General features: G+C 46.3%; 18 protein-coding genes. All 18 read right to left on the bottom strand.

Annotation, left to right across the window (positions count from 1 at the left end):
- Positions 1–32 precede the first annotated feature (32 nt).
- On the bottom strand, positions 33–1,049 hold the full coding sequence (rfbE, locus tag OGY01_RS04235) for a CDP-paratose 2-epimerase (protein ID WP_286492489.1): 1,017 nt from the start codon (positions 1,047–1,049) through the stop codon (positions 33–35).
- On the bottom strand, positions 1,049–1,870 hold the full coding sequence (locus OGY01_RS04230; protein ID WP_339374225.1) for an NAD-dependent epimerase/dehydratase: 822 nt from the start codon (positions 1,868–1,870) through the stop codon (positions 1,049–1,051). The genes rfbE and OGY01_RS04230 overlap by 1 nt, the downstream gene beginning before the upstream one ends.
- Positions 1,871–1,921: 51 nt before the next feature.
- Positions 1,922–3,235 carry a lipopolysaccharide biosynthesis protein RfbH gene (gene rfbH / locus OGY01_RS04225; RefSeq protein WP_048221114.1) on the bottom strand — a complete coding sequence of 438 codons (1,314 nt, stop codon included), beginning with the start codon at positions 3,233–3,235 and terminating at the stop codon, positions 1,922–1,924.
- Positions 3,236–3,261: 26 nt separating this feature from the next.
- The gene (gene rfbG / locus OGY01_RS04220; RefSeq protein WP_045444650.1) at positions 3,262–4,344 is read right to left on the bottom strand and encodes a CDP-glucose 4,6-dehydratase; all 1,083 of its coding nucleotides are present in this window, start codon (positions 4,342–4,344) and stop codon (positions 3,262–3,264) included.
- 4 nt (positions 4,345–4,348) lie between these two features.
- The gene (gene rfbF, locus OGY01_RS04215) at positions 4,349–5,122 is read right to left on the bottom strand and encodes a glucose-1-phosphate cytidylyltransferase (RefSeq protein ID WP_286492486.1); all 774 of its coding nucleotides are present in this window, start codon (positions 5,120–5,122) and stop codon (positions 4,349–4,351) included.
- Between the two features lie 19 nt (positions 5,123–5,141).
- Positions 5,142–6,116 (bottom strand): CDP-6-deoxy-delta-3,4-glucoseen reductase, encoded by a 975-nt coding sequence (locus OGY01_RS04210; RefSeq protein ID WP_200012661.1) that lies wholly within the window; start codon positions 6,114–6,116, stop codon positions 5,142–5,144.
- 8 nt (positions 6,117–6,124) lie between these two features.
- Complete coding sequence (rfbC, locus tag OGY01_RS04205) at positions 6,125–6,673, bottom strand: dTDP-4-dehydrorhamnose 3,5-epimerase (RefSeq protein WP_045444659.1); 549 nt, start codon at positions 6,671–6,673, stop codon at positions 6,125–6,127.
- 3 nt (positions 6,674–6,676) lie between these two features.
- Positions 6,677–7,555 (bottom strand): glucose-1-phosphate thymidylyltransferase RfbA, encoded by an 879-nt coding sequence (rfbA, locus tag OGY01_RS04200; protein WP_045444662.1) that lies wholly within the window; start codon positions 7,553–7,555, stop codon positions 6,677–6,679.
- Positions 7,556–7,608: 53 nt separating this feature from the next.
- Positions 7,609–8,508: a dTDP-4-dehydrorhamnose reductase gene (rfbD, locus tag OGY01_RS04195; RefSeq protein WP_045444665.1), complete on the bottom strand. Its 900-nt coding sequence runs from the start codon at positions 8,506–8,508 to the stop codon at positions 7,609–7,611.
- Positions 8,508–9,593 carry a dTDP-glucose 4,6-dehydratase gene (gene rfbB / locus OGY01_RS04190; RefSeq protein ID WP_286492484.1) on the bottom strand — a complete coding sequence of 362 codons (1,086 nt, stop codon included), beginning with the start codon at positions 9,591–9,593 and terminating at the stop codon, positions 8,508–8,510. Before rfbB ends, rfbD begins: the two co-directional genes overlap by 1 nt.
- A 371-nt stretch (positions 9,594–9,964) precedes the next feature.
- On the bottom strand, positions 9,965–10,858 hold the full coding sequence (gene galF / locus OGY01_RS04185; protein WP_045444671.1) for a GalU regulator GalF: 894 nt from the start codon (positions 10,856–10,858) through the stop codon (positions 9,965–9,967).
- Positions 10,859–11,023: 165 nt separating this feature from the next.
- The gene (wcaM, locus tag OGY01_RS04180; RefSeq protein WP_286492483.1) at positions 11,024–12,412 is read right to left on the bottom strand and encodes a colanic acid biosynthesis protein WcaM; all 1,389 of its coding nucleotides are present in this window, start codon (positions 12,410–12,412) and stop codon (positions 11,024–11,026) included.
- Positions 12,413–12,423: 11 nt separating this feature from the next.
- On the bottom strand, positions 12,424–13,644 hold the full coding sequence (wcaL, locus tag OGY01_RS04175) for a colanic acid biosynthesis glycosyltransferase WcaL (RefSeq protein ID WP_048221107.1): 1,221 nt from the start codon (positions 13,642–13,644) through the stop codon (positions 12,424–12,426).
- Positions 13,641–14,921, bottom strand: a complete 1,281-nt coding sequence (gene wcaK, locus OGY01_RS04170) for a colanic acid biosynthesis pyruvyl transferase WcaK (protein ID WP_286492482.1) — start codon at positions 14,919–14,921, stop codon at positions 13,641–13,643. Before wcaK ends, wcaL begins: the two co-directional genes overlap by 4 nt.
- Before the next feature lie 21 nt (positions 14,922–14,942).
- On the bottom strand, positions 14,943–16,421 hold the full coding sequence (gene wzxC / locus OGY01_RS04165; protein ID WP_286492480.1) for a colanic acid undecaprenyl disphosphate flippase WzxC: 1,479 nt from the start codon (positions 16,419–16,421) through the stop codon (positions 14,943–14,945).
- Between the two features lies 1 nt (position 16,422).
- Positions 16,423–17,817 carry an undecaprenyl-phosphate glucose phosphotransferase gene (wcaJ, locus tag OGY01_RS04160; protein ID WP_045444686.1) on the bottom strand — a complete coding sequence of 465 codons (1,395 nt, stop codon included), beginning with the start codon at positions 17,815–17,817 and terminating at the stop codon, positions 16,423–16,425.
- 39 nt (positions 17,818–17,856) lie between these two features.
- Positions 17,857–19,227, bottom strand: a complete 1,371-nt coding sequence (gene cpsG, locus OGY01_RS04155) for a colanic acid biosynthesis phosphomannomutase CpsG (protein WP_045444688.1) — start codon at positions 19,225–19,227, stop codon at positions 17,857–17,859.
- Between the two features lie 112 nt (positions 19,228–19,339).
- The gene (gene cpsB, locus OGY01_RS04150; RefSeq protein WP_286492479.1) at positions 19,340–20,776 is read right to left on the bottom strand and encodes a mannose-1-phosphate guanyltransferase; all 1,437 of its coding nucleotides are present in this window, start codon (positions 20,774–20,776) and stop codon (positions 19,340–19,342) included.
- Between the last annotated feature and the right edge of the window lie 3 nt (positions 20,777–20,779).

The following is a 20,779-nucleotide window of genomic DNA, read 5'->3' as shown; positions in this document are numbered from 1 at the left end:
ATTAAATCATGCCCGCCTTCACGGGCAATATATCAGATGGTACTTGTCCAATCATACATCTTGTGGACACCATCTGTTGCAGAGACATTTGGGGCCCAACCAATTGCATTGCTAATTTTTGTAATATCGGCAACAAAAACTCGCTGATCACTCTCTCTCACAGGTAAATTTGTATATTTCATTTCTATTTCGCTATACTCTTCAAGTAATTTGAAGAGTTCAAGTAAAGACAGACTGTTAGCAATAGTCCCTCCCACATTAAAGGCATTACCTCTAATTTTTGACACATTAGCTAGAGCCGTAAAATACAATGAAATCATATCTTCAGCATGTAATACATCTCTGACTTGTTTGCCGTTCCCAGAAATAGTAAAGGGTTTAGTAATACCTTTTTTTATTTCAACTGCTTTTTGGCAAAACCAACCAACCCAACCCTGATCATAGCTAGCAAATTGTCTACCACCATACATGGATGAATGTCTGAACACTACCGTGTTTAAGCCAAAAATCCTCGCATAATCAAGCATATATTGGTCTGCAGAACCTTTAGAACATCCATAAGGCGAATGAAAATCTAGCTGGGTTGTCTCATCAAACCCATTGGGTCTATCAGTACAGGTATACCTAGTTTCAGTTTCCCTGTATTCATACTGCTCCAGATCTCCATATACTTTATTCGTAGATGAATAAATTATGTTACATCTTGGCTGATACTGCCTTACTGCCTCTAATAAGTTTAATGTACCACCTGTATTAATTTCAAAATCCATGCAAGGGTTATCAATGGATGTGGTCATTGCCACCTGTCCTGCCAGATGGAAACAGCTATCTGGCATATACTTAGTAATTAATCTTGTAACATCATTTTTATTTCGAATATCACCATGTACAAAATCAAATTTTCCTAATGAAGAAAGCCACTGTAAATTATTTATCGCACCTTTGCGTGATAAATTATCAAATACAATGACCTCAAATCCTTGGTTAATGGCATAAGAGGCCAAATTACTCCCAAGAAAACCACAGCCCCCAGTAATTAAAAGTTTCATTATTTTTCCTTCTCAACTATTTCAGATATTGCGTTAACTAGAGAATACTCTCTTTGCCAGCCTATTTTCTTAAGCTCTGTTACATTAGCACAGCTATACATTAACTCATTCTCTCTTTGTTCCACTGCACCGAACTCAATTTCAGAACAACTTTTAGTAATTCTTTGGACGGTCTCAACATATTCGCGAATAGATACAGCCTCGCCGCTTCCTACTTCTATTGTGTGAAACTTCGGAAACTCATGGATATGATTTAAAATGCAGTCAAATGCGGATAGCAGATCTTTAATGTATATAAAATCTCTCTTTTGTGACCCTGAAGTCAATTTTATAGCTTTGTTATTTAAGCAACTTCTTATAACCATACTTGTAAATTTACCATCTCCATCAAAAGCACCAAAAAAATGCTCTAACTTCAATTCTAAAAACTTATTATCTGTCTTATTTATAATTACCCGTGCAATTTCAGGCAATTTTTGTTTCGTGTACGCATATAGATTTACATCTTGTGGTAATGATGTACCACAATTTATAAAAACAGAATTAAATGATGTAATGGACTCTATTACTTTGATAGGCAAGAGAATATTGCTTTCCAAAAGCACAGATGCTGATTCGTTATTTCTTCCATAGCAAGCAGCAGTATTAACAACAATGTCGGGCTTAAATTTTATAATCTTTTCAACCCACTCACTATCTGTAGTATAAATAATATTTTTTCTGTAATCCCCACTTTTTTTCTTCCTTGCCAAACCAACTACCGAATGTTGGCTTTCAAAGTAAGACATAAGTTGTGAACCAAGATATCCAAATGCTCCCATGACGAGAATTTTCATATAGTTAAAGGGGAATTCATTCCCCTCCCTCAAAAATTAGAAATTCAGACCAAAGAACTCTTCAAATTTGCTAACTACGTAGTCCAAATGCTCAGTAGTTAGTCCTGGGTAAATACCAATCCAGAAGGTTTGATTCATTATGCGATCTGTATTTGTTAACTCACCCACTACTCGGTACTTCACATTCGCAAAATACGGTTGACGAGTCAGATTACCTGCGAATAACAGACGGGTACCGATTTTGGCTTCATCAAGAAACTTAACTAAATCGATACGTTCAACGCCACTCGTTTCTTTAAGAGTGATCGGGAAACCAAACCAGGATGGGTCAGATTTCTCTGTGGCTTCCGGTAACTCAAGAAACTCAGCACAGGATTGCAAACCTTGCTTGAGATATGCAAAGTTCTCTTTGCGTTTTTGTACGAACTCTTCAACACGTTCTAATTGTGCCAGGCCACATGCAGCCTGCATATCCGTAATTTTCAGGTTATAACCCAAATGAGAGTAGGTATATTTATGGTCGTATCCGAACGGCAGAGAACCCAGTTGCTGTCCAAAACGTTTACCACAGGTATTATCGCAACCTGGTGCACAATAACAATCACGTCCCCAGTCACGGAAGGATTCAATCAGTTTCTTTAATTCGCCTGATTTGGTAAAGACAGCCCCGCCTTCTCCCATTGTGATATGGTGTGCAGGATAGAAACTCACAGTACCAATATCACCAAAAGTACCGACCATTTGACCATCATAAGTAGATCCGAGCGCATCGCAGCAGTCTTCGATAAGCCAAAGATTATACTTATCAGCAATACGGCGCACTTCCGTTAAATCAAACGTATTACCCAGTGTATGGGCGATCATAATCGCTTTTGATTTTTCACTCACTGCGGCTTCAATAAGTGAAGCGTCAACATTATAAGTAGGGATATCAACATCCACAAAAACAGGAATCAATCCATTCTGGATTGTTGGGTTAACTGTGGTTGGAAACCCTGCTGCTACGGTAATAACTTCATCACCAGGCTTGAGCGCACGATCACCAAGTTTCGGTGACGTTAATGCTGTTAAAGCCAACAAGTTCGCTGATGAGCCTGAAGTGGTTGTTAATACGTGAGGCACGCCAATAAACTCACCGAGTTTCTTCTCGAAAGCATCATTAAAACGACCCGTTGTAAGCCATCCATCTAAAGATGCTTCAACCATCAATTGCAATTCTTTCGCACCAATAACCTTCCCTGAAGGTGGGACGACACTCACACCTGCATTAAATGGTTTTGGGCTCAGTGCCTCATCGGCATACTCAGCAACGAGTTTGGATATTTGTTCACGCAGGTTTTTTGCTGTCATTGCTATAATTCCTGTACTTATCTATTTTAGCTAAAAGTGGTAGTGGTCATATAATCATGAATTTCACGTTTCGAGCATTCCAACATATCTGCTCCGTTTATCCATGCTTTATGCCATTTAACAATACGACCAAGTGTTTCAACGAGCTCCCATCTAGGGTGCCAATCTAATTGCATATGGGCTTTCGAACAATCCAGTTTAAGATAGTGTGCCTCATGGGGATGATCCTGACCATCCAACTGCCAACTGGCCCCCTCACCCCATAATGTCACCATTTTGTCGACAATGAACCCAACCGTTTTTGCATCCTCCTCACGAGGACCGAAATTCCACCCTTCTGAATATTTGGCCCCCTCAACATAGAGGCTCTGTGCCACCACGATATACCCAGAAAGCGGTTCAAGTACATGTTGCCATGGACGAATGGAATGAGGATTGCGAATAACGACCTGCTTCTTTTTCTCAAAAGAACGCAAAATATCTGGAATCAAGCGATCTTCTGCCCAATCACCGCCACCAATCACATTACCCGCCCTAACCGAGGCCAAGCCAACGCCATGGTTTGCATAATCCTTAGGATTAAAAAACGAATTACGAAATGCGGAAGCAACTAGTTCAGCGCAGCCTTTGCTGTTGGAGTAGGGATCGTATCCGCCCATCGCTTCATTTTCGCGGTAACCCCAAACCCATTCACGGTTTTCATAGCATTTATCGCTGGTGATATTGACTACAGCCTTAATACCCCCAACCTGTTTTACCGCTTCAAGCAAATGTACAGTGCCCATCACGTTTGTTGAATAGGTTTCGATAGGTTCTTTATAAGAAAGCCTTACTAGCGGCTGGGCAGCCATATGAAAAATAATTTCTGGCTTAAAAGACGCTATAGAATTTCGTAATTTATCAAAATCACGAATATCGCCTATTTCCGATTCCATCAAGTTACTTATATTAGCGGTGTCAAATAAGCTTGGATTCGTCGGGGCCTCAAGGGAGTAACCTTTTAGTGTTGCTCCCATTTCACTTAGCCATAGAGAGAGCCAACTACCTTTAAAACCCGTATGGCCGGTAATGAATACGCGTTTACCCTGCCAGAAGCTCTTATCAATCATGCAGTCACTCCCATGTTTTCCAGGGCGCAGAACCTTTTTCCCATAAACCTTCAAGGTACGTTTTATCGCGCAGTGTATCCATCGGCTGCCAGAACCCTGCATGCTCGTAAGCCATGAGTTCTCCCTGTTTAGCCAATGTCATCAACGGTTCCTGTTCCCAGGTAGTCGCATCATTTTCAATAAGATCGATCACTGAAGGATTTAGTACGAAGAAACCACCGTTGATCATCGCGCCATCGCCTTTAGGCTTCTCCTGGAACGATTGAACCTGGCCGCCACGGATATCCAGGGCACCAAAACGTCCAGGAGGGAACGTTGCCGTCAGAGTTGCTTTTTTGCCATGCGCTTTATGAAAATCGATCGTAGCTCTGATATTGAGATCGGCAACACCATCGCCATATGTAAACAGAAACGCTTCATCATCTTTTACGTACTCAGCCACACGTTTCAAACGGCCACCGGTCATAGATGAATCACCAGTATCAACTAGCGTTACATTCCACGGTTCTACGCGCTTGTGGTGAACTTCCATTCTATTTTCTGCCATATGAAATGTTACATCCGACATATGCAGAAAATAGTTCGCAAAGTATTCTTTGATTACATATCCCTTGTATCCACAACAGATAATAAAATCTTTAATGCCGTGGGCGGAATACATTTTCATAATATGCCAAAGAATCGGCTTACCACCAATCTCAACCATTGGTTTTGGTTTTACTATTGTTTCTTCACTCAATCTGGTACCAAGTCCACCAGCCAGAATTACCGCTTTCATACCTAACCCTCTATTATCATTATTTAGATGCGGTAAAAGCATCAGAATAGAAATTATCAACAGACAGATTTTTCGAAATAAAGTCTTTTTTGCTTACATCGATCATGATGGGCGACCCACATGCATAAATATCAAACGATTCAAGCGAGTCAAAATCTTCCATCACAGCCTGGTGAACAAAGCCTTTACGCCCATTCCATGTTTGATCATCCCCGGACACCACGGGAATAAAATGTATCCGATCAAAATCCCTGCTCCATTCGTCAGGAACTTTCGAATAGAAATCTTTCGCAAATGGCATCCCCCAATAAATATAGATATCGCGAGAGATTGTTTTTTTCACTAAATACTCAACCATGGATTTAACAGGGGCAAACCCTGTACCACCGGCGATGAAAATAATTGGGCGATCGTTTTCTCTAATGAAAAAAGTTCCACACGGGCCTTCAATACGCATCAAAGTATTAACTTGTAACTCATTGAAAATCAATGAACTCATTTGGCCATTGATAACATTCCTGATATGTAACTCAATACCATCTGCTTCATTGCTATTCGCAATAGAATAGCTACGCGTTACACCTTTGTATTGCAGATTAATATATTGCCCAGGAAGAAAACTCATTTTAGCAGTTGGGGGGAGACGAAGAGTGATCTTCATAACATCAGCAGAAACAAGATCGATACTATTGACTTTACAAGGTACGATCTTCTTCACCTGCCCTTGTAATTCTGGATAGTAAAGGGCCTGCAACTGTATATTACTTTTAGGCTTACAATTGCAGGTGAGAACTTTATCCCCTTGTGCATATATCCTGCCCATGGGATCTGTCGCTTCTCCGGCAAGTAATGTAGATTCACAAACCCCGCAATCTCCATTTTTACAGCTGTGCTCCAGATGTATACCCGCAGAGAGCGCAGAATCGAGGATTGTCGAGTCTTCTTCACCTGAGAATTCAATATTGGATGGGAAAATCTTAATTAGATGTGACACAGTAATTCTTACTCAGATAATGAAACTTGTTCTAACGACGGAGCAACAGCATCTTTTGCTGAAAGTTCTGGAGGTTGTGTAATCGGCCACTCGATACCAATTATTTCATCACTCCACAATATGCTACCCTCAGCAGATGGGGCATAATAATTTGTTGCTTTATAAAGGAACTCAGCGGTTTCACTCAGTGTGACAAAACCATGTGCAAAACCTTCAGGTATCCAGAGTTGCTTCTTATTTTCTGCTGACAGATGTACGCCAACCCATTTTCCAAATGTCGGTGAATTTTTGCGGATATCAACAGCCACATCAAATACCTCACCAAGCGTGCAACGTACTAACTTGCCCTGGGCATGTGATCCTTTTTGAAAATGCAGCCCTCTAAGCACTCCTTTTCTCGATTTAGAGTGATTATCCTGCACAAAAGTAATTTTACGCCCAACCGATTCTTCGAAAATTTTCTGACTAAAACTTTCGAAAAAGAACCCACGCTCATCTCCAAACACTTTCGGTTCAAAGATCAACACTTCCGGAATTGCTGTTTGAATAACGTTCATCTCTTATAAACCTTTAACCATTTTTATAAGATACTTGCCATAATCGTTCTTTGATAAAGGCTCTGCCAGTTTTTCAACCTGAGAGACATCAATAAACCCCTTACGAAAAGCTATCTCTTCCGGGCAAGACACTTTTAGCCCCTGGCGTTCTTCGATGGTGGCAATAAAATTACTGGCTTCGATCAGACTCTGGTGTGTCCCTGTGTCCAACCACGCATAGCCACGCCCCATCATTGCTACAGATAAACGGCCCTGCTCCATATAAATTCGGTTAATATCTGTGATTTCCAGTTCACCGCGCGCCGAGGGATTCAAGCTTTTTGCCATTTCCACGACATCGTTGTCGTAGAAATATAATCCGGTAACCGCATAATTGCTCTTTGGCTCTAGAGGTTTTTCTTCAAGGCTAATAGCGGTACCATTCTTATCGAATTCCACTACACCGTAGCGCTCTGGATCGTTCACATGATATGCAAATACTGTTGCCCCACTTTCTTGATTGACTGCATCACCCATTAATTTTGGCAGGTCATGTCCATAAAAAATGTTGTCCCCCAATACTAATGCGCAATCATCATTTCCGATGAACTCTTCACCAATGATAAATGCCTGAGCCAGTCCATCCGGAGTAGGTTGTATTTTGTATTGGAGATTTATCCCCCATTGGCTGCCGTCACCCAGAAGTTGTTCGAAACGAGGAGTATCCTGCGGGGTACTAATAATCAGAATATCACGAATACCAGCCAGCATCAGAGTAGAAAGCGGGTAATAAATCATCGGCTTGTCATAAATAGGCAATAGCTGCTTACTCACTGCCATAGTTACTGGATATAAACGGGTGCCCGATCCACCAGCTAAAATAATACCTTTACGCGTTTTCATTTCATTTTCTCTTTATGCGCAAAATGCCCGCTTACGCAGCATTATTATCATGTTCAGATTGCTGTTGTAGTAAATAATTCGTTCAGCATACGCTTTACACCAGACTCCCACTGTGGAAGAACAAGCCCAAAGTGACGCTGGAATTTTTCAGTATTTAGACGAGAATTATTCGGTCGGCGAGCAGGTGTTGGATAAGCATTGGTTGGCACTTCATTCAATTTATTAATTGCTAATTCAACACCAGCTTTTCTGGCCTCATCAAACACCAAAGCAGCATAGTCATGCCATGTGGTAACACCACTCGCAACCAGGTGATAGAGACCAGCAACCTCATGATTTTTAATAGCTATACGAATAGCATGAGCGGTACAATCCGCCAGCAACTCCGCACCTGTCGGAGCACCATACTGATCGTTAATAACTGACAGTTCTGTCCGTTCTTTAGCCAGCCGTAGCATGGTTTTGGCAAAGTTATTACCTTTACCGGCATAAACCCAACTGGTACGGAAAATAAGATGTTTCTGACAGTATTCTTGTAACGCCTTCTCACCAGCCAGTTTAGTTTCGCCATAAACATTCAACGGTGCCGTAATATCATCTTCACGCCACGGTGTTTCACCGGTACCTGGGAAAACGTAATCCGTTGAATAATGTACCACCCACGCTCCAGTTTCAGCGGCGGCTTTAGCGATGGCTTCTACACTTGTAGCATTGAGCAACTGCGCAAATTCAACTTCTGACTCAGCTTTATCTACAGCGGTATGTGCCGCCGCATTAACAACTACATCGGGACGTATCTTACGTACGGTTTCAGCAATACCTTCTGGATTGCTGAAATCACCACAGTAATCTTTAGAGTGAACATCAAGAGCAATAATATTGCCAAGTGGGGCTAATGCTCGTTGAAGTTCCCAACCCACCTGACCATTTTTCCCAAAAAGCAGAATATTCATTACTGACGTTCCCCGTAATTCTGTTCAATCCAGGTTTTATAGGCACCACTTTTAACGTTATCTACCCATTGAGTATTGTGCAGATACCATTCCACCGTTTTACGGATCCCGCTTTCAAAGGTTTCTCGCGGCTTCCAGCCCAGCTCGCGGCTAATTTTATCTGCATCGATAGCGTAGCGGCGATCATGGCCCGGACGATCAGTTACATAGGTGATTTGTTCTCTGTACGAAACCGCTTTTGGTACAATCTCATCCAAAAGATCGCAAATGGTATGAACTACATCGATATTTTTTTTCTCATTATGGCCACCGATATTGTAGGTTTCACCAATTTGACCTTCTGTCACAACGGTGTACAGCGCTCGGGCATGATCTTCTACATACAACCAATCACGGATTTGGTCGCCTTTGCCATAAATGGGCAGTGCCTTTCCTTCAAGAGCGTTAAGGATCACTAACGGAATCAATTTCTCAGGAAAGTGGTACGGTCCATAGTTGTTTGAACAGTTGGTGACAATCGTGGGTAATCCATAGGTTCGCATCCAGGCGCGAACCAGATGATCGCTGGAAGCTTTCGATGCAGAATATGGGCTGCTAGGTGCATAAGGTGTTTTTTCTGTAAACATCGGTAATTCTGCACCGCTCGCCACTTCATCCGGATGCGGCAAATCGCCGTACACTTCATCCGTCGAAATATGATGAAAACGAAACGCCGACTTCATCTCAGCGTCCATTGTTGACCAATAGGCACGCGCGGACTCCAACAGCACATACGTGCCCACAATATTCGTTTCAATGAAGTCAGCAGGTCCGGTAATAGAACGGTCTACATGGCTTTCGGCCGCAAGGTGCATCACTGCATCAGGTTTATGCGTAGCAAAAATACGCTCCATTGCCGTTTTATCGCAAATATCCGCATGCTCAAAATGATACCGACTGCTTTCATTAACTTCAGCAAGCGATTCCAGGTTACCGGCGTAGGTTAGTTTGTCAACATTAACAACCGCATCCTGGGTATTTTTGATTATATGACGAACAACTGCAGATCCAATGAACCCCGCCCCACCAGTAACAAGTATTTTCACTTTTTAATTCCGAATATCATATATATGGCTACTATTAAGATGCTGGTATAAAAACAGCCCCCTGGATATTTATCCACGCTACCGCCCCTGGCTTCACAGCTACCAGAGCACTACATAAATGTCCAAAGATGTAACCAGCCCCGCTAGCTATCGCAAAGCTCTCTTAAGCTCAAACGCTAATTGTCTTACCAAATGCTGTCATAAACAAGGGAAAATCTGACAAAGATAAGATTAAACTTAGTAGTTTAACTCGTTGTTATTGGTTGTTTTTAATAAAAAAACGACAGTAACATTCCATTGCATCAAGCATAGACGCTGGAATGTTAGCTGCCGCTATTTTTTGTGGAGTATTGTCACAAAGAAATCAAAATCTATTCGCTAAGCAACTTCTCAATGCTCTTGCGAAACTTCGGTCCTTCCTTCAGGTTGCGCAGCCCGTACTTCACAAAGGCCTGCATGTAACCCATTTTTTTACCGCAGTCATAGCTATCGCCGGTCATTAGCATTGCATCAACAGATTGTTTTTTCGCCAGTTCAGCAATTGCATCGGTTAACTGAATACGTCCCCATGCGCCAGGTTGCGTATGCTCTAATTCAGCCCAGATATCTGCAGAAAGTACATAACGCCCTACGGCCATCAGATCGGAATCCAGCGTTTGTGGCTGATCGGGTTTTTCAATAAATTCAACGATGCGGCTAACTTTACCTTCATTATCTAAAGGTTCTTTGGTCTGAATAACAGAATACTCTGAAAGGTCGCCTTCCATACGTTTAGCCAGTACCTGACTGCGCCCTGTCTCATTAAAGCGGGCAACCATAGCAGCCAGGTTGTAGCGCAACGGATCTGCACTTGCATTGTCAAGAATAACATCAGGTAACACCACCACGAACGGGTTATCCCCTACAATCGGGCGGGCACATAGAATTGAATGACCAAGGCCAAGCAGTTGAGCCTGACGAACGTTCATAATGGTCACGCCAGGAGGGCAGATAGATTGTACTTCGGCTAGCAGTTGGCGTTTTACGCGTTGCTCAAGAAGCGACTCTAATTCATAAGAGGTGTCGAAGTGGTTCTCTACTGCATTCTTGGATGCATGAGTAACCAGAACGATTTCTTTGATCCCTGCAGCAACAATCTCGTCGACAATGTACTGAATCATCGGCTTATCGACGATCGGCAGCATCTCTTTTGGGATGGCCTTTGTGGCAGGCAACATATGCATCCCCAGGCCCGCTACCGGAATAACTGCTTTCAAATTAACCATTAAGTCATTCACCTATACAATAGTTGCTGAATTATAGCTTTTTAGCTTATTTTAGCCAGTATGAATTACATTGATCAGATGCCTCACATGTTACTCCGCTTATGTGCCAAATGCAGTAGTATTAATCTCAAGCTGGTATCATTTTAGGCAGAAAAGCTCGTAAAATTACCGCTCCGGTAGCGTAAAATTCACTGTATCCACATTCACCACCTGATGATTCACCCTGTCGATATCGGCCGAACTCTGCCCGGTCTCATTTACCGCATTGACATTAGCCAGTGACAGCAATGTATTCTCTTTGGCCATAAACTTCCCGCGAATGTCCTTACGCAAATCGAAGTGCATTTTTAGCGCGGGACCCACTGTGGATTGCTGCATTACCTTGATATTACGTAAAAACAGATGCTGCGGTTTGTTATGTAGCTCAAGCGTTCCACGCTTCATATCGACATTGGTGATGGATACGAAAGAGGTAGCATTACCTGAGGAAATCTGGATGCCGCGTAATTTATAATCAAAACTAGTGTTATCCAGTTGAATATTATTTAATTTAAAGTTTTGAGGTATCGATAAATATCGCCCTTTGACTACGCCGTAACCAATCAGTATTCCCGCGCTATTCCTCATCTTTATATTATCTATCACAAAATTATCACACCCATAAATAGCAATCGTTGCATTATCAATACCCGCTTTCTTACTGAAATCCGGAGTGATATTCCGCGCATTGACATTACGAATGATAAAGTGCTTACCGTTCTCCACATGGATTAACTGGCGGCAGTCGCTACCGGTGATATTCGCAACCACAAAGTTTTTCACTGCCTGGTCGTCCGGGTAGGTATTGTCATAGGTACTTCCCGCCAGCCCTATACCGATGCCCCAGTTAACATTGCCATTGGTACAGTTGATGCGCTCTATAACATGGTCGGAGATAAGAATATCGCGATCGTTTATTGCCACATTCCACTCAATGGCATCGCCCTGCAAATCACTAAAGCGACTATTAGTGATTTGCACACCATCCAGTTGGTTATGAAATCCCTGGCGCAGGATCCCGTAATTAGCATGGGTGATGGTAATATCATCGATGGTAAGGTTGCGCATCACCCGCTTTTTTTTACCGCCGATATATATCTGCGTCACCGGACCAAAACCGCTCATCATGATTCCTTTAATCAGGCAGTCCGATCCACGCACATCGAGGGTAATATTATGCAGGCTCCCGCCTTTCTCCCCTACTACCTTGCAACCATCCTGCAGAACAAATCGACCACGCCCATTACTGCTTATGTGACCTTGCAGAAGTAATGTTTTACCTTGCGGAATGAAAATCCCGGTATTCATGTTTCCACATACCAACCCGACAGGTACAACGACCGTTTGTGCCTCTGAAAATGCCTGTCGGAACGAAGCTACCCAATCCTTTGGATCGTAGTCCTGAATGTTAACGCTGCGCCCGGTTTCAAGCGAGCGTCCAACCGGTGAATAGAGTACGACAAGCGCGGAGCCTGCCGCCAGAAAGGTACGTCGGGAAAGTTTTTTCTCTGGCATACAACCTCGAATCACAGCGTTTGCAACAGGCTGGATAACTGCGTATTGATGACTGACTGATTGAATTCAGATTCAATTTTCTCACGTGCACGCAGCACAATTGGCTTTAGCTCTCCGCTGTCGATATGAGTCAATGCTGCCAGTCGTTCTGCCAGCGCCTGCGCATCGTTTTCGGGAACCAGCCAGCCTGTCTTACCGGACTCAACCAGCTCAGGGATACCACTGTGAACGGTAGAAACGACCGGGATCCCCACAGCCATCGCTTCCATCAGTGCCACCGGGATCCCCTCCATATCACCATCCGTCCCTGTGATTGAGGGCAGCAGAAATACGTCCGCTCGCTCGAGCATCTCTTTCACCTGATGACTGGGCATAAAACCCGACATTTCAATCACATCATCCAGTTGATATTGCTCAATCAGCGTACGCAGACGACGCTCCCAGGGGCCAATGCCCAGGATCCGATAACGAAATGCCATGCCCTGCTCTTTCAACTGACGACAGGCTTCGATGGCGACGTGCAGCCCTTTTTTCTCGGTTAATCGTGCGACAGAGAGAATTTCCAGCGGAGCAGCAGGTGCTTTCACTTCACGAGGAGTAAACCGTGTCATATCTATCCCCATGCGTGATACAGCGATTTTTTCTGGCGGGCATCCCATCTTTTGTAAACGCCCGGCCCAAAGATTACTGATCGGCAACATTAAATCTCCGCGCTGAAACAGCTTTTGATATTCCGGGGTATAACGGGCAAGCACCTCCCGATGTGAAATATCAATGCCGTGAAACACCGTCGCTATTTTGCCGCTAATTACACCAAGCTCACGTAGTTTCGCCGCCGTCACACCTGCCGGTCCAAAGTGAGCAATAAACACATCGGCATGCAATGCCTTTGGCGTTAACCCGCATATGGCGGCCAAAATCAGGTTGCGCGCCTCATCACCGTAGCGCGAAATATTGAGTGCCTTCCAGGAGACCATGCGGGTAATCCCTTGTAACGCAGCAGTAATCCGGTATTGCAACTTCCTCAGTTTGTCGTTCGGTTCATCAAGCAGCCAGCGCGTTTTTTCTGCCAGCTGATAGGCATCGTATGAGGCATGCGTATTTTCAAGGTCGCCCTTATGCAAGGCGACAATTTCCACTTCATAACCCATATCAATAAACGCAGTGATCTGATTAAGCACAAAAGTTTCTGATGAAAGCGGGAATTTGAGCAGGAAAAATCCAACCTTCATTTTTCCTCCCCGATACGAGCTAATACCGACTGCACCATCCGCAACCCCTGTTCACGTTCACGCTTTACAGCGTCTTCCACGCGTACGTTCAGTTCCGGTAGTTGGCCGAGGGTATCGGTAACCTTACCTTCCAGGCTGCCATCCAGCAGATGACTAATATCAACAGCCATCTCCGGTAGCCCCAGTTGTTGCATTATCCCTGCCGATTTATGCTCGTAATTAATAGCGATGGCTGGCGTCATAAAGTTCATCGAGATAATAGCGGAGTGCAGACGAGTACCTACCGTCAGACTGCATGCGCCGAGAATTTTTCCCATCTCGAGGTCGTTCAGTTCGTCCATAACCACGTGGTAACGGTCTGGATCGTTGATGTACTGACGCAGATTCAGCGCCACCATGCGGTCATCTTTGTTGTAACTGTCGATGCCAGTACAGGTTGATAGCGCCATCACCTGATAGCCTTCGTCGAGGATCCGGTTCACCACCCCGGCAAACGCTTGCTCATAGGCCTGCTGCGTGGTCCCTAGCCGCTTATCAAACGGAGCCAGTTCACGCAGCGTGATGGCGACGGTTTTTTGCTGTGCCGCCGTGTGTAGCCAGTGCCGAACGACATAGCTGGGTTCAAAGTCATCCTGATGATTATCAACCAGCCAGGCGGTATCCACGCCGTGCTCCACTTTCTCGGTGGTTATCGCACTGCGCTTCATCAACTCCAGACTGACGGACTCACGCAAAATAAGCGCATTACAGTGACCAAAGACGTAATTCGCCAGTTGATTAAACTGTTCATCCTGGAATGGCCCCACACTGTGACCAATCATGTACAGCGGTTTTTTGGCCATAAATGAACACAAAGCATGCTCAAACTGCGGTACACCGTACAAATCGACAAAAAAAGATCCGCCGACCTGGATAATGGCGTCATAGCGCGAAAGCAGACGGACAAAGTCGGTAAATCCCTGAGCAATCGCGATATTACGCAGATTGCCAGAATCAGTGACGCGAGAAAGCAGTACCTGATGCTGATAGCGACGGCGCAGTATTTTCTTCACCCGCCCCACCACACCCGCAGCATTGTTGTGCTGCTTCATTTGTGAATACAACGGATCGCCCATCACCGGGCGGTTCAGTAACCAGGAGGAACTCACCGGGTAGCGGCTCATCACATCTACTTCAGTCTCTGGCTGTAGCGTATTAATGGCATCCAACAAACCGCGCAGAATAGCGCTATCGCCACGATTTCCGCAGGTGTGGTTGCCCAGAATTAGTAATTTCATAATGACCTCTTAAAACATTTTTTATCCTGCGCGGAGCAAGAATTTCATTTTTTCACTGCGGCAAAACTGGCGCTTGATCTCCACCACCAGCGGGTGGCGCGACAGGACAATCGTTACGACAAACGCCAGCGCGCCCGACGCTATCTGCAGACCCAGCAGCAGGCTTAACTCCAGCTGACCTTGCAGCGCAATGCCCAACAGGTAGCTGACGATCAGCGTCGGCAAGGAAAGATAAAACGGTAACCACAGACTGAGCATGTACTGCCGGTAGCTCGGTCCCAGTACCGGTTTGATCATCACGAAATAGCTAAGGATGGTGTTAATGATCTGTACCAGCAAAAACCCCAGCGTGACGCCAAGCGCACCAGCAATATTCCCGCCAACCAGAATGGCAGGGATAAACAAAAAGGTTTTGAATACATTGAATTTGAAGCTGATATCGACACGGGCTTTTGCCATCAGCAAAGAACCTATCGGATTACCGACTGAACGCAGCAGACCCACAATGCACAGCAGTTGCAGTACCGGAACGATACTGTTCCACTTCTCACCAAACACCAGCGGCACCGCGTTGTTCGACACCACCATTAATCCCAGCAGCGCCGGGAAATTGATAATCCCCACGACCGACAGCAGCTTGTAAAAATTCACCCGTAGCTTTTCCGTGTCGTCCTGAATTTTGGCAAACGCCGGAAACAGCACTCGGGTAATAATTGGATTCAGTTTTATTGGCGGCACAACCGCCACATTCCAGGCAAGGTTGAACCCTCCCGCAACGCCAGCCCCCAGAGTTCTGGCCAGCACCAGGGTGGAAAGATTGGTATTAACGTAATTGATGATGCTGTCTGCAGTCAGCCACGCGCCAAAACGCAGGTTTGCCGACACGTTAGCGAGGGAAAAATGCAGTCCGGGGCGATAAATTTTGCGACCCAAATAGCCGAACAGCAGCGTTCGCAGCACACAGTTCACCAGATAGCCCAGAATAGCCGTCATCGCTAACGGCCAAACGTGGGCGCTGACCACGGTAAAGGTAAAACCGGTCAGCACCGAACTGGTTTCGATGATGCCAATTTTGTTGAATTCCAGCTCTTTTTGCATCAGGGCGCGGAACTGTTGGCCATGCGGTATTACCACAAACGCCAGCGACAGCGCTTTTATCAGCGGCGCCAGATCGGGGGTGTTCAGTACACTGGCAATCGTATCACTGAGCAGAAACATCGCTACGCAAACAACAATACCCAGCCCAACGTTTATCCAGTACAGGGTGGTGAGTTCAACATAACCGATCTCTTTGCGCTGAATAATAGAATTGGCGATACCAAAATCTGACAGCGTATCTGCCAGCGCGATAATCACCAGCGACACGGTTAACAGCCCGAACTGATGGCTATCAATAATGCGCGCCAGTACAGTCATCTGGATCAGGCCAAGGCCAATGATGATCACCGTGGCAATTGCTGACCACTTTGCGCCGTTGAGGGTTTTTTCTCGTAAACTCATATTAATACGCCGCTTTATTCACAAAGCCTTTAAACACCGTCAGAAAAACAATCTTGATATCGAACCACACGCTCCATTCACGAATGTACTCAAGGTCAAACTCAACGCGTTTTTCCATTTTTTCCAGCGTATCGGTTTCACCACGCCAGCCATTGATTTGCGCCCAACCGGTAATGCCGGGTTTCACCTTATGGCGCAGCATGTAACCTTCAATCAACTGACGATACTGTTCGTTATGCGCCACCGCATGCGGACGTGGACCGACAATAGACATCCCCCCCGTCAGCACATTAATAAACTGCGGCAGTTCATCAAGCGAAGTGCGGCGCAGGAAGTTGCCTATGCGGGTCACACGCGGATCGTTCTGGGTCGCCTGAGTCACCACCGCATCGTTTTCCATTACCTTCATGGAGCGAAATTTCCAGACTTTGATCGGTTTGCCGTCTATGCCGTAACGCGTCTGGCGAAAAATGACTGGTCCCTTTGAGGTCAGCTTCACCATCAGCGCAATGGCGCATAACACCGGAGAAATAAGCAACAGAATTAACGACGCCAGCACGATATCTTCCGCGCGTTTCAGCAGACGGTTAATGCCTGACAGCGGCGTGTCATACAAGGGGACAACCGGCACACCGTTCATCTCTTCAATCCGCGAGTGCAGGATATTGAAAGTAAAGACATCGGGAATAAGGATCACCGAACAGGTGGTATCAGCCAGGTCGCGCACCAGTTTTTTTACGCGTGCCCCTTCGTTCATCGACATTGCGATATAGACGTTATGAATGCGTGAAGCTTTGGCGTCATCCACCAGTTGTTGCAGATTTCCGGCCCAGTCACGAGAGTTTCTTCCAGGCTCTGGGTCATGATAGACGCCAGCCACCTCAAAACCGAGCCACGGTTCATGGCGAAAACTATCCAGCAGCATCTGCCCTGCGGGGAGATCGCCTGCAACTGCTACCCGTCGAGTGTTATAACCGCGGTTTCGCAACCATCCCGCACCGAAGCGAATAAAAGCACGACACAGCACCAGGCCGACGCTTGAAAGCAAATACCACGCCAGCCACAGGGCCAGTCGGTTATCAAAATCGTTATTAAAGGCAATCAATCCCGCACTAAAAATCAGACTCAGCGTCCAGTTTTGCAGCAGTAACACCAGCTCAGTGGATATTTTGACGCCGCGCCAGGAGCGGTAAAAATCCGTTATTCCGCCCAGCATCTGAAAAACCACCAGCGTGATTAACGCCACCAGCAGGTGCATGTACAGGAAAGGCAAACCGGCCAATTCGCAGACCATCCACAGTCCGCCAAACATGATGGTGATATCCGAAAAGCGTTGCACCATCGAGATTAACGACGCATTGGTTTTGGTTCGTTCGCGCTTTTTTAGATGTGTCATCGTGGTTCCTGTTAGTCAACCCGTCCGGAAGAACCGGCATTACTGATTCAGCAACGCCAGAAGAGTGCGTGTTCGCGCTTCCATCAACGGAATATCTCCGCGCGATTCCACATTAAGGCGCACCACGGGTTCGGTATTGGAGGAACGTAAATTGAAGCGCCAGTCGGCAAATGACATGCTGATACCATCGGTTCTGTCCACCGTCAGCGCCTCACCTGAAAAATGTTGTTCCACACGATTGATAGCCACTGCCGGCTCCGCCAGCGTGCTGTTAATTTCGCCACTCGCCGGGTACGCCGCCATCCGGTCACGTACCAGTTCGCCCAGCGACTGTCTTTTCAGACACAGCAATTCCGCTACCAGCAACCACGGGATCATCCCACTATCGCAGTAAGCAAAATCGCGGAAATAGTGATGGGCGCTCATCTCACCGCCGTAAACCGCATCTTCATGACGCATACGCTCTTTGATAAAAGCGTGGCCGGTTTTCGACATCACCGGCGTGCCTCCCGCGGTGTTCACCACATCCACCGTGTTCCAGGACAAACGCGGGTCGTGGATAATTTTGGCCCCCGGATGTTTCTCCAGAAATGCCTGTGCCAGCAGGCCAACGATGTAGTAACCCTCGATAAACTGGCCCTTCTCATCGAACAGGAAGCAACGGTCAAAATCCCCGTCAAAAGCAATCCCCATATCCGCACCGTGTTCAATCACCGCATTCCGGGTATCTTCACGACATTCCGGTAACAGTGGGTTGGGAATACCATTAGGGAAGGAGCCATCAGGGGTATTGTGAATTTTGATGAATTCAACCGGCACGCCCAGCGTCTTAAACCGGGCTTCAATGGCATCCACCACCGGACCTGCCGCACCGTTACCAGAATTAAGCACCAGCTTTATCGGTTGCAGATTGTTGACGTTGATATAACTCAGCAGATGGTCAATGTAAGCGTCACGCAGATTAATAGTCTTGTAACTACCGCGTGTTGTCGGGTTGACGGGCGGAAAATCGTTAGACTGTGCCAGGCGCTGCACGTCTCGCAGGCCGGTATCGCCACTGATGGGTCTCGCGCCTTCACGTACCAGCTTCATCCCATTGTAATCCATCGGGTTATGGCTGGCGGTGACTTCGATACCACCGTCAACACCAAGGTGAAACGTCGCGAAGTAAATCTCTTCAGTGCCTGACATACCAAGATCCAGTACGTCCACCCCCGCGTCCTGCAGCCCTTTCGCCAGCGCCAGCTTAAGCGCTTCGCTACTCAGACGCACATCGCCGCCCAGTACCACCGTTTTCGGTTGCAGGAATTCACCACAGGCGCGGCCAATACGCCATGCAATGTCTTCATTCAGCTCGTCGCCTAGCTTGCCGCGAATATCGTAGGCTTTGAAACAGGTTAATTTCGTCATGATTTCCCCCTTTTCAGGCAACAGTTAACCCTGACCGGAATATGGCCAAAACAGGTTGTTGTCATTATTTGCCCGATAACGCTGTGCTTACCGGGCCTACAGATTTGTAGCGTTAAACCCGTCCGTAGCGGTCCTCAAAGCGCACCACATCGTCCTCTTCGAGATAGGATCCCGAGCGCACTTCAATCAGGTCTAGCGGAATTTTTCCGGGGTTCTCCAGGCAATGAGTCGCCCCCAGAGGAATATAGACCGACTCATTTTCGCCAAGCAGTTTGATGTCGTCATTGACTGTCACCTTAGCCGTACCGGCCACCACCACCCAATGTTCGGCGCGGTGATGATGCATCTGCACAGACAACCCCTCACCCGGTTTAACGGTAATACGCTTCACCTGGTAGCGTTCTCCGGCATCAATAGAGTCATACTTGCCCCACGGACGGTACACTTCACGGTGAATATGGTGTTCATGGCGTCCGTCAGCTTTAATCTGTTCAACCACCTTTTTCACATCCTGTACCGCGTTGCGATCGGCAATCAACACCGCATCTTTGGTCTGTACCACCACCAGATCCTTCACGCCAACAGTCGTCACCAGGCCAGACTCCGCGTAGACATAGCTGTTTTCAGTTTTGTGGCTAATCACGTCGCCGTGATGCACATTACCTTCGGCGGTATGAGCGCTGATTTCCCACAGCGATGACCACGAACCCACATCACTCCAGCCCGCGTTCATCGGCATCACTACTGCGTCAGCCGTATGCTCCATCACCGCATAGTCCACCGACTCTTCCGGGCAGGCGAGAAAGGCCTCTTCATCAACGCGAACGAAATCAAGATCGGGATCGGCCATGCTCATGGCATTCTCACAGGCGTCGAAAATATCGGGACGGTACTTTCTCAGTTCTTCGAGGTAGCGACCGGCACGGAACAAAAACATACCGCTGTTCCAGTAGTAATCGCCGCTTGCCACATAACCCCGCGCGGTTTCAATATTGGGTTTCTCAACAAACTGCGCAACGTCAAAAGCGACAGCATCTGTATTGGTGGGGGAAACATCGCCACGCCGAATATAACCGTAGCCAGTTTCAGCCTGATCCGGCACGATGCCAAACGTCACCAGTTTACCCGCATCGGCATAAGGCATGGCATTGCGAACCGCTTCGCGAAAAGCCTCTTCGTTGGTAATCACATGATCAGCTGCCAGCACCAACAGTAGCGGATCCCCCTGCGGGGTGTGACGTTTTGCCGCAAGCGCAGCCAGCGCAATCGCTGGGGCTGTATTGCGCCCTGCGGGTTCAAGGATAATGTTCTCGGTCAGCTTATTAAGTTGTCGTAACTGTTCCGCCACGATGAAACGGTGTTGTTCATTGCAGATAACGACCGGGCTTTCGCACTCTACGCCGTTCAGACGACAAATTGTGGTCTGCAACATGGTGAGATCGCCTTTCAGGCACAAGAACTGTTTTGGATACAGTACACGGGACAACGGCCACAACCGACTACCAGAGCCACCGGCCATAACGACCGGAAAGAGTTTGGATTGACTCATGAT

Origin of the sequence: Citrobacter sp. Cm038, from assembly GCF_030333105.1 — a bacterium.
Lineage (GTDB): Bacteria > Pseudomonadota > Gammaproteobacteria > Enterobacterales > Enterobacteriaceae > Citrobacter > Citrobacter murliniae.
Note: the sequence above shows the minus strand (reverse complement) of the source record. Positions and strands in the feature narration are given on the sequence as shown.